Raw genomic sequence first — 16,122 nt, 5'->3', positions numbered from 1 at the left:
TGCGGAGCGTGGCCGGAAGCCATCGGTTCCGGTCGCTGATACCCTGGTAGCCCGTGGACCGGTGGGAGAAAAACCCCCGAACCGCAGCGACGGCGACCCCGGAGATTTCTCCGGCCAGGCAGCCGCACCGCACCCCAGATCGCGACCACGGGAGCTCCCTCTTGGCCATGCCGCCCAAATCCACGACGACCAAGCACATCTTCGTCACCGGGGGTGTCGCCTCCTCGCTCGGCAAGGGCCTGACGGCCTCCAGCCTCGGCATGCTGCTCAAGGCGCGGGGCCTTCGCGTGGTGATGCAGAAGCTCGACCCGTACCTCAATGTCGACCCTGGCACGATGAACCCCTTCCAGCACGGCGAGGTGTTCGTCACCAACGACGGCGCCGAGACGGACCTGGACATCGGTCACTACGAGCGGTTCCTCGACCGTGACCTGGACGGTTCCGCGAACGTCACCACCGGCCAGGTGTACTCGACCGTGATCGCCAAGGAGCGGCGCGGCGAGTACCTCGGCGACACCGTGCAGGTCATCCCGCACATCACCAACGAGATCAAGCACCGCATCCGCCGCATGGCGACGGACGAGGTCGACGTGGTGATCACGGAGGTCGGCGGCACGGTCGGCGACATCGAGTCGCTGCCGTTCCTGGAGACCGTCCGCCAGGTCCGTCACGAGGTCGGTCGTGACAACGTCTTCGTCGTCCACATCTCGCTCCTGCCGTACATCGGCCCCTCGGGAGAGCTGAAGACGAAGCCGACCCAGCACTCGGTTGCGGCTCTGCGCAACATCGGTATTCAGCCAGATGCGATCGTGCTGCGCTGCGACCGTGAGGTGCCCACCGCGATCAAGCGGAAGATCTCGCTGATGTGCGACGTCGACGAGGCGGCCGTGGTCGCCTGCCCCGACGCCCGCTCCATCTACGACATCCCCAAGACCGTGCACGGCGAGGGCCTGGACGCCTATGTCGTCCGCAAGCTGGACCTGCCGTTCCGCGACGTGGACTGGACGACCTGGGACGACCTGCTCGACCGCGTCCACAACCCCGACCACGAGATCACGCTCGCGCTGGTCGGCAAGTACATCGACCTGCCCGACGCCTACCTCTCGGTCACCGAGGCGCTGCGCGCGGGCGGCTTCGCCAACAAGGCCCGCGTGAAGATCAAGTGGGTCACCTCCGACGACTGCAAGACCCCGGCCGGCGCCAAGCAGCAGCTCGCCGACGTCGACGGCATCTGCATCCCCGGCGGCTTCGGCGACCGCGGTGTGCTCGGCAAGGTCGGCGCGATCAAGTACGCCCGCGAGAACAAGATCCCGCTGCTGGGCCTGTGCCTGGGCCTGCAGTGCATCGTGGTCGAGGCGGCCCGCAACCTGGCCGACATCGGCGACGCCAACTCCACCGAGTTCGACCCGGCGACCTCCCACCCGGTCATCTCCACCATGGCCGAGCAGCTCGACATCGTCGCCGGTGAGGGTGACATGGGCGGCACCATGCGGCTCGGCATGTACCCGGCCAAGCTGGCCGAGGGCTCCATCGTGCGCGAGGTGTACGACGGCAAGGAGTACGTCGAGGAGCGGCACCGTCACCGGTACGAGGTCAACAACGCCTACCGGGCGGAGCTGGAGAAGAAGGCGGGCATCGTGTTCTCCGGCACGTCTCCGGACGGCAAGCTCGTCGAGTACGTGGAGTACCCGCGCGAGGTGCACCCCTACCTGGTGGCCACGCAGGCCCACCCGGAGCTGCGCTCGCGTCCGACGCGCCCGCACCCGCTCTTCGCCGGCCTCGTGAAGGCCTCCGTCGAGCGCAAGAATTCGAAGTAACACACCACTTGTACGGTGGCCGGGGTGCAAACCTTCAAAGGGTGCGCACCCCGGTTTTCTTTGGCGGGTTCTTTTTGAAGCGTGTGGAAGGGCAGGGCATGACGATCAAGGACACCCCCGAGGAGTGGGAGATCCGGGCGACGGACACCCCCTTCGTGGGCAACAAGACCTCCGTCCGCACGGACGACGTGGTCATGCCCGACGGTTCGGTCGTCCGGCGTGACTACCAGGTCCACCCCGGTTCCGTGGCCGTGCTCGCCCTCGACGACCAGGATCGCGTCCTGCTCATCAGGCAGTACCGCCACCCGGTGCGGCAGAAGCTCTGGGAGATCCCGGCGGGCCTGCTCGACATTCCCGGCGAGAACCCGCTGCACGCCGCCCAGCGCGAGCTGTACGAGGAGGCGCACGTCAAGGCCGAGGACTGGCGGGTGCTGACGGACGTCTACACCACCCCCGGCGGCTGTGACGAGGCCATCCGGATCTTCCTCGCCCGGAACCTCTCGGAGGCCGACGGGGAGCGCTTCGTCGTGGAGGACGAGGAGGCCGACATGGAGCACGCGCGGGTGCCGGTCGACGAGCTGGTGCGGGGTGTGCTCGCGGGCGAGCTGCACAACAACTGCCTTGTCGTGGGCGTACTGTCGCTGGTCGCCGCGCGCGCCTCCGGCGGCCTGGACGGGTTGCGTCCGGCGGGTGCGCCCTGGCCGGCGAGGCCGTTCGAGGTGTAGGCGGGGCCCCGAGTCCTACGATCTGTTGATCCGATCGGGCGACGTCCCGCCATGCCCGCCTCGCCCCACCCGGAACGTAGCAGAGCGTGAACTAGGCTCTGATACACGCCCGAACCGGAGTCCCGGCGGGCTTGCGCGTGCGTGGGACGGGAGTGTGGCCCGTGACGGATCAGGTGGTGGACACAGGCGGCGTGCAGGTGTCGGCACGGACCTCCGATGCGAACCAATTCCTGGGCCGCACCCGCGAGTTGAAGGAGTTGCGCGCCGATATCGAGCGCGCGGGCCTGGACACCCTCTCCGGCCGCAAGGCGCCACGCGCGCGCGTGCTGCTCATCGCGGGCCGCCCCGGCTCGGGCCGCACCGCGCTCGCCGAGGAACTCGTACGGCAGGTGGCGGACCGCTACCCGGACGGGGTGCTGCGCGCCAGGCTGACCGACCCCGACGGCACCCCTGTCCCCGTCGGGCGCACCGCCCGCCTGCTGCTCACCGCCCTGGACCGGCCCACCCCGCCCGGCGCCCCCGAGGACGACCTCGCCGCGGCACTGCGCGAGGCCCTCGTCGACCGCCGGGTCCTGCTGCTGCTCGACGACGCGGCCGAGGCCGACCAGGTCGACGCCCTGCTGCCGGACACCCCGGAATGCCTGGCCGTGGCCGTCTCCGGCGGTCCGCTGACCGGGATCTCGGACGTCCGGCCCTGCACGCTCGGCGGCCTCGACACCAAGTCGGCCGTCGAGATGCTGTCCCGGCACGCCGGGTCGGTGCGCATCACCGTCGACCCGCGGGCCGCCGAGGGCCTGGTCGAGGTGTGCCAGGGCCAGCCCGCCGCGCTGCGGCTGGCGGGCGGCTGGCTCGCCGCGCGGCCCAAGTCCGCCGTGGCCGACCTCGCCAAGCAGCTGCGGGCCGAGGGCGAGGAGGGCACCCCGCTCAGCCGGATCTTCCGGCTCGCCTACACCGGCCTGCCGGCCCCGGCCGCCCGCATACTGCGGCTGCTCTCCCTCGCCCCCGGCGGTCTGATCGACCCGCACACCGCCTCCGCGCTGGCCGGCTCCTCGGTGGAGGGCGCCCACACCACCCTGGACGACTTCGTCGCCCTCGGCCTGCTGCACGCCGTCGACTCGCCACTGCCCCAGTACGAGGTCCCGGCCTGTCTGCACCCGCTGCTCACGGCCCTCACCGAGACCCAGGACCGTCCGGCCGAGCTCCAGCTCGCCCGCGCCCGGATGCTGGAGCGGACCGTACGGCTGCTGCAGTCCTGCCGGGCGATCACCGAGACCGACAGCCCCGAGACCCGGCAGAAGCTCCTCGGGATGCCGCGTGCCCTGCGCTTCCCCAACCCCCGGGCCGCCGCCGACTGGCTCGGCATCCGCAGGCCCGCCCTGCTGGCCTCGGCCCGTGCCGCGGTCGCCGACGGGGAGCTGGACACCCTCGCCAGACGGCTGATGTCCCAGCTGGTCAGAGCCATGGTGGCGCACTTCGGCACCAAGGCCGCCGCCCCTGACCTGTACGACGTGCACGCCCTGGTCCTCGACGTGGCGCAGCGCCGCAACCTGCCCCGCGAGCAGGCCGCGGCCCTGCTGAACCTCGGCGACCTCGACGTCCGGACGGGGCGCACCCGGGAGGCGCTGGTGCGGTTCCGGGCCGCGCTGGACGCCGGACGGGAAGGAAATGACCCGTACGCGACCGGTCGCGCGATGGAATCCGTAGGCGGCGCGCATCTGGAGCTCGGGGACTACGACCGGGCCGCCGACTGGTTCGGCCGCGCCCTGGCCCAGCGGCAGGCCCGGGCCGAGCGGGAGGACGAGGCCCGGCTGTACGGCCGCATCGCCGAGGCGCACACCTACGCGGGCCGGTACGGCGAGGCGCAGCGGAGCTGGCGGGCCGCGGTCGCCGGGCACCGCAAGAACGGTGATGTGGGGGGCCACGCACGGGCGTTGAGCGAGCTGGCCCGGGTTCAGGAGTACGCCGGGCGGCTGGAGGAGTCGCTGCGTACCTGCCAGGAGGCGGTGGACTGGGCGCGGCGCGCGGAGGATCCGCGGCTTCAGGGCGCGCTGTATCTGCGGCTCGCCGACAGCCTGGACCGCCTGGGCGATCCCGCGGCCGCGCAGCTGCACCGGGGCGCCGCCGAGCGGATGCTGGGAGAGGAGCCCGAGGACTCCGATGCGGCCGAGTCCGAGCCCCGGCAAGAGGCAATCGAGCCGGAACCAGACCCTAACGCCTGCGAAATCCGTAGTGCATCCAAAGAAGATTGATGCAATGAAAGGCTAGACAGCGGGAACACCTTCATTAGACTGGCTCTGCCGCACCTTCTCCTGCGGTGTCTCCCGGTGTGCCCTGCATGCCTGGGTATGTATAGAAATGCCCCCACACCCTCTGAGCCAAGGACCGTGATCGACGTGAAGGTCGGCATCCCCCGCGAGGTCAAGAACAACGAGTTCCGGGTGGCCATCACCCCCGCCGGCGTGCTGGAGCTGGTGCGCCATGGCCACCAGGTCGTCATCGAGCAGGGCGCCGGTGTCGGCTCGTCGATCCCGGACAGCGAGTACGTCGCCGCCGGTGCCCAGATCTTGCCCACCGCGGACGAGGTGTGGGCCACCGCCGACCTGCTGCTCAAGGTCAAGGAGCCCATCGCCGAGGAGTACCACCGCCTCCGCAAGGACCAGACGCTCTTCACCTACCTGCACCTGGCCGCCTCCAAGGAGTGCACGGACGCGCTGATCGAGTCCGGCACCACGGCCATCGCCTACGAGACGGTCGAGCTGCCCTCCCGGGCCCTGCCGCTGCTCGCCCCGATGTCCGAGGTCGCGGGCCGCCTGGCCCCGCAGGTCGGCGCCTACCACCTGATGCGTGCCAACGGCGGCCGCGGTGTGCTGCCCGGCGGCGTCCCCGGCGTGCTCGCCGGCCGCGCCGTCGTCATCGGCGGCGGTGTCTCCGGCTGGAACGCCGCGCAGATCGCCATCGGCATGGGCTTCCACGTGACCCTGCTCGACAAGGACATCAACAAGCTCAAGGAGGCGGACAAGATCTTCGGTACGAAGATCCAGACCGTCGTCTCCAACACCCTTGAGCTGGAGAAGGCCTGCCTGGAGGCCGACCTCGTCATCGGTGCCGTCCTCATCCCGGGCGCCAAGGCCCCGAAGCTCGTCACCAACGAGCTCGTGTCGCGCATGAAGCCGGGAAGTGTCCTTGTCGACATCGCGATCGACCAGGGCGGTTGCTTCGAGGACTCGCGTCCCACCACGCACGCCGAGCCGACCTTCCCGGTCCACGAGTCGGTCTTCTACTGCGTCGCCAACATGCCGGGCGCGGTGCCCAACACCTCCACCTACGCGCTCACCAACGCCACGCTGCCGTACATCGTCGAGCTGGCCAACCGCGGCTGGGTCGAGGCGCTGCGCCGTGACGCCGCGCTGGCCAAGGGCCTCAACACGCATGACGGCAAGGTCGTTTACCGCGAGGTGGCGGAGGCGCACGGCCTGGAGCACGTGGACCTCGAAACGCTGCTCGGCTGAGCTGATCGCCTAAGTCACTTTCTGGTAAAGGCGATACGTCAACACGAGTCGTCAACCGTACGCACCCGGCCGGACCTTGCCCGAAAAGGTCCGGCCGGATGTGTGTATGGTCACTTTGCGGCTCTCGGTCAACTCGCCTCGAACGCAACCCTTCGACCGATTCGCACACCGGTGAAACCTGCTGTGCGACGGCCGTACGCCCTTGACAGCGGGATGTTTCATTGTCGACACATCTGCTCGGTCCGGCGGATTGTGTTGCTGCGGACCACCGACACGCCATAGAGTCGCCAACCGTCGGCATGGTGCAACGCTGACCTGTCTAGAAGTTTCCTGGTCACCAAGGAGGTAAGACGACTTGTGAATGAGTCGACATTTTCTCCCGGGGGTGGTCAACCAGGAACGCCGGTACGGGACCAGGGTCCCGCGGGGTTCGAGGCTGTCGGCTCCGTCGCGGTGCGCACCTTCGCAGCCCACCAGGGTCACAAGGCCCCCTCAAGGGCGACTCTGCCAGCACACATGAGCATGGATGGCCATCACGTGAACGCCATGGCCGGCGACGGAAGTGGCGCGCCCCACAACCACTTCGCCGACTACGACGAACTGCCCGAAGGGCACTTCTACGACCCCGACGCGGAGTACGAGCCCGACCCCGAGTACGCGGCCACGCTCGCGCCCGACGCTGCCCGGCAGCGCCGTGAGCGCATCGGCCCGACCGGGCGCCCGCTGCCGTACTTCCCGATCCCGGGTCCGCTGACCGACCACGGTCCCGCGAAGATCATCGCGATGTGCAACCAGAAGGGCGGCGTCGGCAAGACGACGTCGACCATCAACCTGGGTGCCGCACTCGCGGAATACGGACGCCGGGTCCTGCTCGTCGACTTCGACCCTCAGGGCGCGCTCTCGGTCGGCCTCGGCGTCAACCCGATGGAGCTCGACCTCACCGTCTACAACCTGCTCATGGAGCGGGGCATGTCGGCGGACGAGGTGCTCCTGAAGACGGCGGTCCCCAACATGGACCTGCTGCCGAGCAACATCGACCTGTCGGCCGCCGAGGTCCAGCTGGTCAGCGAGGTCGCGCGCGAGTCGACGCTCCAGCGCGCGCTGAAGCCGCTGCTGCCCGACTACGACTTCATCGTGATCGACTGTCAGCCCTCGCTCGGCCTGCTCACGGTCAACGCGCTGACGGCCGCCCACAAGGTGATCGTGCCCCTGGAGTGCGAGTTCTTCGCGCTGCGCGGTGTGGCGCTGCTGACCGAGACCATCGAAAAGGTCCAGGAGCGGCTCAACCCGGAGCTGGAACTCGACGGGATCCTCGCCACGATGTACGACTCGCGCACGGTGCACAGCCGTGAGGTGCTCGCGCGTGTGGTCGAGGCGTTCGACGACCACGTCTACCACACGGTCATCGGGCGCACGGTCCGCTTCCCGGAGACCACGGTCGCCGGTGAGCCGATCACCACCTACGCCTCCAACTCCGTCGGTGCCGCCGCCTATCGCCAGCTCGCCAGGGAGGTGCTCGCCCGGTGTCACGCCGAGTGAGTCTGCCGGGGGCCGACGAACTGTTCCGTACGACAGGGGGTATGGCGCTCCAGCCGTCCACTCCCCGGCGTCCCGCCAACGGCGAGGCCCGGGTGCCGGCTCCCGCGGGGGAGAGCGACTCGGCCGCGGCCGTGGAGGACGCGCCGCAGTCGGTGCCCGCACAGGGCGGTGACGGCGACGGCGCGGAACACGTCGCGGCCGACGCGGAGTCGGCCGATGCCGGCGAGTCGCGCAGCCGGTCCGCCGCCGCGGAGCGTTCCCCGCGGCGTCAGGCGGCGCAGGAAGGTTCTGCCGGAGCCTCCGTGAGTGCCGCGGGTGCCGGCGCCGCCTCCGGTGCGGCCGCCGCGGCGCCGCGCAAGCGTGGGCGCTCCGCCTCGCGCCGGCCCAGTGGCCGCGAGCGGCACGACGAGAAGATCACCGTGTACGTCTCCGCCGAGGAGCTCATGGATCTGGAGCACGCCCGGCTGGTGCTCCGCGGTGAGCACGGGCTGGCCGTCGACCGCGGGCGGATCGTCCGCGAGGCGGTGGCCGTGGTCCTCGCGGATCTGGAGAGCCGCGGAGACGCCAGCATCCTCGTCCGACGGCTTCGCGGGCGGTAGCGGTAGCCTGCGGGGGCCATGACCTCGAACGACGTTCCCGCCCGCGGTGCCGGTGCCTCCGGCGGCCGTCGGCGTGCGCTGGGACGGGGGCCGGGAACGGCGCCGGTCTCCGTGCCGGGGCCTGTCGCTCCGGAGCCCGAGCCGGAGCTGGACCCGGAGCCCGAGGTTGCCGAGGTACCCGAAGCTCCTGAGGTCTCCGCGGTTCCCGAGGTTCCGGAGGTCGTGGTCCCGGAGCCGGAGCCGCAGCCGCAGCCGGAGCTCCCGGCCGTCGTGCCGGAACCCGAGGCCGAGCTTGTCCCGGATACCGAGCCTGTCCCGGACACCGAGCCTGTCCCGGACACCGAGCTTGTCCCGGATCCCGGTCCCGGTGCCGAACCCGAGTCGCCCGCCCCGCAGGACGCGACCGAGGCCGGTGACGAGGGCGGTGTCTTCAAGGTCCGGCTCGCCAACTTCGAGGGCCCCTTCGACCTGCTCCTGCAGCTGATCTCCAAGCACAAGCTGGACGTCACCGAGGTCGCGCTGTCCAAGGTCACCGACGAGTTCATGGCGCACATCCGGGCCATGGGACCGGACTGGGACCTCGACGAGACGACCGAGTTCCTCGTGGTCGCGGCGACCCTGCTCGACCTCAAGGCGGCCCGGCTGCTGCCCTCCGCCGAGGTGGAGGACGAGGCCGACCTCGCGCTGCTGGAGGCCCGGGACCTGCTGTTCGCGCGGCTGCTCCAGTACCGGGCGTACAAGCAGATCGCGGACATCTTCAACCGCCGGCTCGACGAGGAGGCGCGGCGTTATCCACGCACCGTCGGGCTCGAACCGCACCATGCCGAGCTGCTGCCAGAGGTCGTCATCAGCATCGGGGCGGAAGGATTCGCCAGGCTCGCGGTCAAGGCGATGCAGCCCAAGCCCAAGCCGCAGGTCTACGTCGATCACATCCACGCGCCGCTGGTCAGCGTGCAGGAACAGGCCGGGATCGTCGTCGCGCGGCTGAAGGAGCTCGGCGAGGTCAGCTTCCAGGCCCTGGTCGAGGACACCGACGACACCCTGACCGTCGTCGCACGCTTCCTGGCCCTGCTGGAGCTGTACCGGGAGAAGGCCGTAGCCCTCGACCAGGAGACCGCGCTCGGCGAGCTCCTGGTGCGCTGGACCGGCGGGGAGGGTGACGAGGCGCCGATGGTGACCGACGAGTTCGACCGGCCGCCCGAGCCGCCCAAGCGGGAGGAGAAGAAGGCGTGAGTGAGGAGACCACCGAACTTCCGGCCGGGCTGCGTACCGTCGCGGACCTCGACCTCAAGCCCGCCCTTGAGGCGATGCTCATGGTCGTGGACGAGCCCGCCACCGAGGAGCATCTCGCGAAGATCCTGGAGCGGCCCAGACGCCAGGTCGCCGACGCCCTGCGGGAACTCGCCGACGAGTACGCCGTGCAGGGCCGCGGCTTCGAGCTGCGGTTCGTCGCGGGCGGCTGGCGCTACTACACGCGTGCCGAGTACGCCCCGGCCGTGGAACGCCTGATCCTGGACGGGCAGACCGCCCGGCTCACGCAGGCCGCCCTGGAGACCCTCGCGGTCGTCGCCTACCGCCAGCCGGTCAGCCGCAGCCGGGTCTCCGCCGTACGCGGAGTCAACTGCGACGGTGTGATGCGCACCCTCCTCCAGCGCGGGCTGGTCGAGGAGGCGGGCGCGGAACCCGAAACAGGTGCGATCCTGTACAGGACGACGAACTACTTTCTGGAGCGGATGGGCCTGCGCGGTCTGGACGAGCTCCCGGAGCTCGCGCCCTTCCTCCCGGAGGCGGAGGCGATCGAGGCCGAGACCCAGGAAGGCGTGCCGTCGTTCGACCCGGACGCTCCCGATGACGGTCCGGGCGCCCCGGCACCACGGGGCACCGACGACGCAGACGACCAGACGGAATTTTGATGCGAAGCAGCAGCGGCAGGAACAGCAGCGGAAACAACGGCGGGAGCCGTGGTGGCAACAGCGGCGGCCGCGGCGGAAGCAGCGGTGGCCGCGGTAACTTCCGCGGCGCCGGAAACAACCGCGACGACAAGCAGGGCGGCCGGGCGAAGAAGCCGCGCCCGGAGGAGCGGCGCTACGACGTCGGCCCCGGCGCCACCCAGGACGGTCCGAAGTCGGGGCGCGGCGCCTCGGCGCGCGGCGGCGCCAAGGGCGGCCCCAAGCAGTCCCAGGGCACCGGCCGCGGCCGTTCGGCTCCGGCCACGTCCCGTGAGTACGACGCTCGGGCCGAGGAGCGCAACCGTGAGCGCTACGCCGGCAAGAAGGACGTCAAGCTGCCCAAGACCTTCCCGGGCGCGGAGCAGGAGGGCGAGCGGATCCAGAAGGTCCTCGCCCGCGCGGGCTACGGCTCACGGCGTGCCTGCGAGGAGCTGATCGAGCAGGCCCGGGTCGAGGTCAACGGCGAGATCGTCCTCGAGCAGGGCAAGCGCGTCGACCCGGAGAAGGACGAGGTCAGGGTCGACGGCCTGACCGTCGCGACGCAGTCGTACCAGTTCTTCTCGCTGAACAAGCCCGCCGGCGTCGTGTCGACGATGGAGGACAACGAGGGCCGGCAGTGCCTCGGCGACTACGTCACCAACCGGGAGACGCGGCTCTTCCACGTCGGGCGGCTCGACACCGAGACGGAGGGCGTGATCCTGCTCACCAACCACGGCGAGCTGGCGCACCGGCTGACCCACCCCCGCTACGGCGTGAAGAAGGTCTACCTCGCGCACATCGTGGGCCCGATCCCGCGCGACCTGGGCAAGAAGCTCAAGGACGGCATCCAGCTGGAGGACGGTTACGCCCGCGCGGACCACTTCCGGGTCGTCGAGCAGACCGGCAAGAACTACCTGGTCGAGGTCACCCTGCACGAGGGCCGCAAGCACATCGTGCGCCGCATGCTCGCCGAGGCCGGTTTCCCGGTCGACAAGCTGGTGCGCGTCGCCTTCGGGCCGATCACGCTGGGCGACCAGAAGTCGGGCTGGCTGCGACGCCTTTCGAACACCGAGGTCGGGATGCTCATGCAGGAAGTCGACCTCTAGAAGGCCCGACGAGTCGATGTGTCGGCCGGCCCCGGAACAGATCCGGGGCCGGCCGATGCGTTTTCGCCCCCACGCCGGTCTGTACTGGTGACGGAGGGAGCGGGGATGAGTGCGACCACTGCGGACCGGGACGAGTTCGTCCGGCTGACCGACCCGTACCGGCGGGAGCTGCTCGCGCACTGCTACCGGATGCTGGGCTCGGTCGACGAGGCCGAGGATCTGGTGCAGGAGACGTATCTGCGGGCCTGGCGGTCCTACGACGGCTACGAGGGCCGCGCCTCGTTGCGGACCTGGCTGCACCGGATCGCCACCAACACGTGTCTGACGGCCCTGGAGAGCCGCGCGCGACGTCCGCTGCCCTCGGGGCTCGGCGGGCCCGCAGAGGCGCCTGAGGAGCCGCTGACGGCCTCCTTGACGGACGTTCCGTGGCTCCAGCCGCTGCCCGACGCGCTCGTCGACCCGGCGAACGTCGTGGCCGCGCGGGGGAGCCTGCGCCTGGCGCTGGTCGCGGCGCTCCAGAATCTGCCGGCACGGCAGCGGGCCGTGCTGATCCTGCGGGACGTGCTGGCGTGGCGGGCGGCCGAGGTGGCCTCGCTGCTCGGCACGTCCACCGCGGCCGTGAAGAGCAGCCTGCAACGCGCGCGTGCCCGTCTCGACGAGGTGGCGCCCGACGAGGACCTCGTTCAGGAGCCGGAGGGCGCCGCCGACCGCGAGGTGCTCGACCGGTACGTGGCCGCCTTCGAGAACGCCGACCTGGACTCGCTGATCGACCTTCTCCAGGACGGCGTCGAGCTGGAGATGCCGCCGTTCGCGCAGTGGTACAGCGGCAGGGCGGACGTGCTGCGGTTCCTCCGGGCACGGGTGCACGAGAAGGGCACCCTGCGGATGCTGCGCACGCGCGCGAACGGGCAGCCGGCCGTGGCGATGTACGTACGGGGCGCGGACGGCGTCTTCCGCGGACACTCCGTGCAGGTGCTGACCGTGCGCAAGGATTCACTGGCCCGCGTCACCGCCTTCCTCGATCCGCGGGTGCTGGACCGGTTCGGACTGCCGAAGGAGCTGTCGTGAACTCCGGGGAGCTGCTGGAGCGTTCGCTCGCCTACACGCTGGGGAGCGTCGCGGAGATCGGGTCGGTGAACCTGGGGCGCGGGACACCCTGCGCCGAGTGGGACCTCGGGGAACTGCTCACGCACATCGACGACTCGCTGGACGCGCTGTACGAGGGACTGACGGGCGGGCGGATCGGGCTGTTCCCGCGTGCCGACCGGGTCTGCGGCCTGCGTACGCGCGCGTGCGCAGTGCTCGGAGCCTGGGCCGCCGGGCCCGCCGAGGAGCGCGTCCTGGTCGGTGAACGGCCGCTGGACGTGCGGGTGATGGGTGCCGTGGGCGCCGTCGAGATAGCCGTGCACGGCTGGGACGTCGCCCAGGCGTGCGGCCGGCCCAGGCCCATCCCGGCCTCCCTCGCCGCCGAACTGCTGGGCGTGGCCCGCCTGGTGGTCGCGGAGGAGGACCGGGGTGTGCGCTTCGGCGCGCCGGTCGACGTGGCACCACGCGCGCGTGCCGACGTGCGGCTGCTGGCCTTCCTGGGCCGCCGCGATTCCTTTCCGGGGTGAGCCGGGTCTGCCTTCCGTGAGTGATCCGAGCGACTCACGGAAGGCACGGCCATGACCGACATCCTCAAAGCCCCGCCACTGCGCACACCACCCGCCGAACGGGCCCCGACCGGGCGCGTGTGGACCGTCGCCCTCGCCGGCCTCGGCGCGCTGCTGTGCTCCCTCGACGTCGTGGTCGTCGCCACCGCGCTGCCCGCGCTGCGCGCGGACTTCGGGGCGAGCCTGTCCGAGCTGGAGTGGACGATCAACGCCTACAACCTCGTCTTCGCCTGCCTCACCCTGACCGGCGCCGCGCTCGGCGACCGGTTCGGGCGGCGGCGGATGTACGTCGTCGGCCTCGCCGTCTTCACGCTCGCCTCGGCCGCGGCGGCCCTCGCCCAGGGCCCGGGCCAGCTCATCGGCGCCCGCCTGCTCCAGGGCGCCGGGGCCGCCGTCCTGCTGCCGCTCACGCTGACCCTGATCAGCGAGGCGTTCCCGGCCGAGAAGCGGGGCGTCGCCATCGGGATGTGGGGCGGTGTGACCGGACTCGGCGTGGCCGCCGGGCCGGTGCTGGGCGGCGCCGTCACCGAGGGCCTGTCCTGGCAGTGGATCTTCTGGCTGAACGTGCCCATCGGGCTCGCGATGCTGCCCCTGGCCGCGACCAGGCTGCGCGAGAGCTACGGCACCCGGCCCCAACTCGACCTGGTCGGGCTGGCGCTGGCGGCCGTGGGCCTGACGGGCCTCGCCTGGGCGCCGGTGCGGGCGCCGGAGGCCGGCTGGGGGAGCGCCGAGGTGCTGACCGCGCTGGCGGTCGGGGCGGTGTTCGTCGCGGGGTTCCTGGCCTGGGAACGCGCCGGCGCCCGCTACCCGATGCTGCCCCTTTCGCACTTCCGGCGGCGCGGCTTCTCGACCGCCAACGCCTCCGGCTTCCTCCTCTTCGCCTCGCTGCTCGGCGCCCTGTTCATGATCACGCAGCTCTTCCAGCTCGGCCTCGGCTACTCCCCGCTGGAGGCGGGCGTCCGCATCCTCGTCTGGAACGCCACGCCCCTGCTGGTCGCGCCGATCGCCGGGGCGCTCGCCGACCGGTTCGGGAACCGGCCGTTCATGCTCGGCGGCCTCGTCCTCCAGGCGACTGGCCTCGCCCTGCTGGCCGGCCGGCTCGAACCCGGCGTCGGATACGGCAGCCTCGTCCTCCCGCTGATCGTCGCGGGCATCGGCATCTCCATGGTGTTCCCGAGCGTGGCCAACGCCGTGACCTCGTCCGTCCCGCTGGGCGACGCCGGTGTCGCGGCCGGTGTCAACAACGCGCTGCGCGAACTGGGCGGCGTCTTCGGGGTCGCCGTCGCCGCGGCCGTGTTCACGACGTACGGCGGCTACGGCTCGCCCGGGGCGTTCGTCGACGGCGCCGGGGCGGCGCTGTGGGTGAGTGCGGGCGCGGCGGCCGTCGGAGCGGCGGTGGCGGCGTTCGCGCCCGGCCGCGGCCGGACCTAGGCCAGGGGGTTGCTCTGACCTCCCCACCCTCTTTATAGTCGTAGTGACTATTAAGGGGGTGGGTTCGTATGGACCACGACGCGGTGGAGTACGACAAGTACGCCCATGAACCCTTCGCCGTCACCGCCGACCTCGCCGTCCTCACGATCCTCGACGGCGTCCTGCACGTCCTGCTCGTTGAGCGCGGGCAGGAGCCGTACCGGGGACACTGGGCGCTGCCCGGCGGCTTCGTGCAGCCGGACGAGTCGGCGGAGACCGCCGCCCGGCGTGAACTCGCCGAGGAGACCGGCCTGTCGGACGTCTCCGGACTGCACCTGGAGCAGCTGCGGACCTACAGCGAACCCGACCGCGACCCCCGGATGCGGGTCGTGACCGTCGCGTTCGCCGCGCTGCTGCCCCACCCTCCCGAACCGCACGGCGGCAGCGACGCGGCGCAGGCCCGCTGGGTGCCGTACGCCAAGGCGGGGCCGCTCGCCTTCGACCACGACCGGATCCTGGCCGACGCCCATGAACGCGTCGGCGCGAAGCTGGAGTACTCGGGACTGGCCACCGCCTTCTGCCCGCCCGAGTTCACGCTCGGCGAGTTGCAGCACGTCTACGAGGTGGTGTGGGGCACCGCCCTTGACCGGCCCAACTTCCGCCGCAAGGTGCTCGCCACGCCGGGCTTCGTCGAACCCGTCCCCGGCGCCGCCCGGCTCACCGGCGGCCGCGGCAAGCCGGCCGCGCTGTACCGCGCCGGCACCGCCACGACCCTTCATCCGCCCCTGCTGCGGCCCACTTCGGAAGGACCCGCATGACCACGACCACCGTCCGCAAGCGCGCCGCCACCGGCTCCCTGCTCGGCCTCGCCCTCGGGGACGCGCTCGGCTTCCCGACCGAGTTCGACGACGTGCCGTCGATCCTCGCCAAGTGCGGCCCGTGGCGCGGGATGGAACTGCCGACGCCGGCCATCGTCACCGACGACACCCAGATGACGCTGGCGTTGGGGAAGGGGCTGCGGACGGCCATGGATCTGGGTGTACTCGGGCCCGAGGCCATGGTGGAGCCGGTACGCGCGGAGTTCGTCGCGTGGAATCGCTCACCGGAGAACAACCGCGCCCCCGGCAACACCTGCCTCAGGGCCTGCGATCTGCTGGAGCGCCCCGACCTGCCCTGGCAGGACGCCAGCCAGATCGGCTCCAAGGGCTGCGGCGCCAACATGCGCGTCGCGCCGATCGGACTCGTCCCCGGGCTGAGCGACGAACAGCGGGCGGGCGCCGCCCAGTTGCAGTCGGCGCTCACCCACGGGCACCCGACGGCGCTCGCCGCGTCCGACCTGACCGCGCACGCCGTACGGCTCCTCGCGCAGGGTGCCGAGCCGACCGGGCTGGTCGGGCTGCTGCGGTCGTACGCCTACGAGAACCGCACCCAGTACCACGAGCGCTGGCTCGGCGATCTGTGGACGCGCAGCCAGGACCCCTCGGCCGAGCACTTCATCGCGCGTGGCTGGGACGAGTGCCTGGGCGTCCTGGACCGCCTCCAGGAGGCCGTGCGCACCGTCTCGCCGGAGACCGACCCTTGCCTGGCGACCGGCGAGGGCTGGATCGCCGAGGAGGCCATGGCCACCGCGCTGCTGTGCTTCCTGTGGTTCGTCGACGAGCCGCTGACCGCGCTGCGGCGGGCCGCCTGCACCGCCGGGGACTCGGACTCGATCGCCTGCCTGGCCGGGGCGTTCGCAGGCGCCTGGCTCGGCGCGGACGTCTGGCCGACTCAGTGGGCGGACCGGATCGAGTACCGGGGCGACCTCATGACCCTCGGAGCGCTCTGGGACGCTTGA

The 16,122-nt window shown here is 71.3% G+C and carries 14 protein-coding genes; all 14 read left to right on the top strand.

Annotated elements, in window-relative coordinates:
• Positions 1-167 precede the first annotated feature (167 nt).
• The 14 genes from PGH47_RS09325 (at position 168) to PGH47_RS09260 (ending at position 16,122) form a co-directional block, all read left to right on the top strand.
• Positions 168-1,817, top strand: a complete 1,650-nt coding sequence (locus PGH47_RS09325; RefSeq protein WP_107909131.1) for a CTP synthase — start codon at positions 168-170, stop codon at positions 1,815-1,817.
• Positions 1,818-1,915: 98 nt separating this feature from the next.
• The gene (locus PGH47_RS09320; protein ID WP_030954103.1) at positions 1,916-2,542 is read left to right on the top strand and encodes an NUDIX domain-containing protein; all 627 of its coding nucleotides are present in this window, start codon (positions 1,916-1,918) and stop codon (positions 2,540-2,542) included.
• Between the two features lie 161 nt (positions 2,543-2,703).
• A complete protein-coding gene (locus PGH47_RS09315) occupies positions 2,704-4,791 on the top strand; it encodes a tetratricopeptide repeat protein (protein WP_271663026.1) in 2,088 nt (695 codons plus the stop codon).
• Positions 4,792-4,926: 135 nt separating this feature from the next.
• On the top strand, positions 4,927-6,051 hold the full coding sequence (gene ald / locus PGH47_RS09310; RefSeq protein ID WP_030956297.1) for an alanine dehydrogenase: 1,125 nt from the start codon (positions 4,927-4,929) through the stop codon (positions 6,049-6,051).
• A 516-nt stretch (positions 6,052-6,567) separates the two neighbouring features.
• Positions 6,568-7,590 (top strand): ParA family protein, encoded by a 1,023-nt coding sequence (locus PGH47_RS09305; RefSeq protein WP_125528776.1) that lies wholly within the window; start codon positions 6,568-6,570, stop codon positions 7,588-7,590.
• Positions 7,575-8,189, top strand: a complete 615-nt coding sequence (locus tag PGH47_RS09300; protein WP_271663025.1) for a hypothetical protein — start codon at positions 7,575-7,577, stop codon at positions 8,187-8,189. Before PGH47_RS09305 ends, PGH47_RS09300 begins: the two co-directional genes overlap by 16 nt.
• 18 nt (positions 8,190-8,207) lie before the next feature.
• Positions 8,208-9,422 carry a segregation/condensation protein A gene (locus PGH47_RS09295; RefSeq protein ID WP_271663024.1) on the top strand — a complete coding sequence of 405 codons (1,215 nt, stop codon included), beginning with the start codon at positions 8,208-8,210 and terminating at the stop codon, positions 9,420-9,422.
• A complete protein-coding gene (scpB, locus tag PGH47_RS09290) occupies positions 9,419-10,102 on the top strand; it encodes an SMC-Scp complex subunit ScpB (protein WP_271663023.1) in 684 nt (227 codons plus the stop codon). Before PGH47_RS09295 ends, scpB begins: the two co-directional genes overlap by 4 nt.
• Complete coding sequence (locus PGH47_RS09285) at positions 10,102-11,223, top strand: pseudouridine synthase (protein ID WP_271663022.1); 1,122 nt, start codon at positions 10,102-10,104, stop codon at positions 11,221-11,223. The genes scpB and PGH47_RS09285 overlap by 1 nt, the downstream gene beginning before the upstream one ends.
• A 105-nt stretch (positions 11,224-11,328) precedes the next feature.
• On the top strand, positions 11,329-12,291 hold the full coding sequence (locus PGH47_RS09280) for a sigma-70 family RNA polymerase sigma factor (RefSeq protein ID WP_271663021.1): 963 nt from the start codon (positions 11,329-11,331) through the stop codon (positions 12,289-12,291).
• Positions 12,288-12,836, top strand: a complete 549-nt coding sequence (locus tag PGH47_RS09275) for a TIGR03086 family metal-binding protein (RefSeq protein ID WP_271663020.1) — start codon at positions 12,288-12,290, stop codon at positions 12,834-12,836. The genes PGH47_RS09280 and PGH47_RS09275 overlap by 4 nt, the downstream gene beginning before the upstream one ends.
• Positions 12,837-12,887: 51 nt before the next feature.
• Complete coding sequence (locus PGH47_RS09270) at positions 12,888-14,306, top strand: MFS transporter (RefSeq protein ID WP_271663019.1); 1,419 nt, start codon at positions 12,888-12,890, stop codon at positions 14,304-14,306.
• Positions 14,307-14,374: 68 nt separating this feature from the next.
• Positions 14,375-15,103 (top strand): NUDIX hydrolase, encoded by a 729-nt coding sequence (locus PGH47_RS09265; RefSeq protein WP_271663018.1) that lies wholly within the window; start codon positions 14,375-14,377, stop codon positions 15,101-15,103.
• Positions 15,100-16,122, top strand: a complete 1,023-nt coding sequence (locus tag PGH47_RS09260) for an ADP-ribosylglycohydrolase family protein (RefSeq protein ID WP_271663017.1) — start codon at positions 15,100-15,102, stop codon at positions 16,120-16,122. Before PGH47_RS09265 ends, PGH47_RS09260 begins: the two co-directional genes overlap by 4 nt.

The sequence above is a fragment of the Streptomyces sp. HUAS 31 genome (genome assembly GCF_028198125.1).
GTDB lineage: Bacteria > Actinomycetota > Actinomycetes > Streptomycetales > Streptomycetaceae > Streptomyces > Streptomyces chartreusis.
The sequence above is the reverse complement of the archived record's forward strand: the minus strand, read 5'-3'. Positions and strand labels throughout refer to the sequence as shown.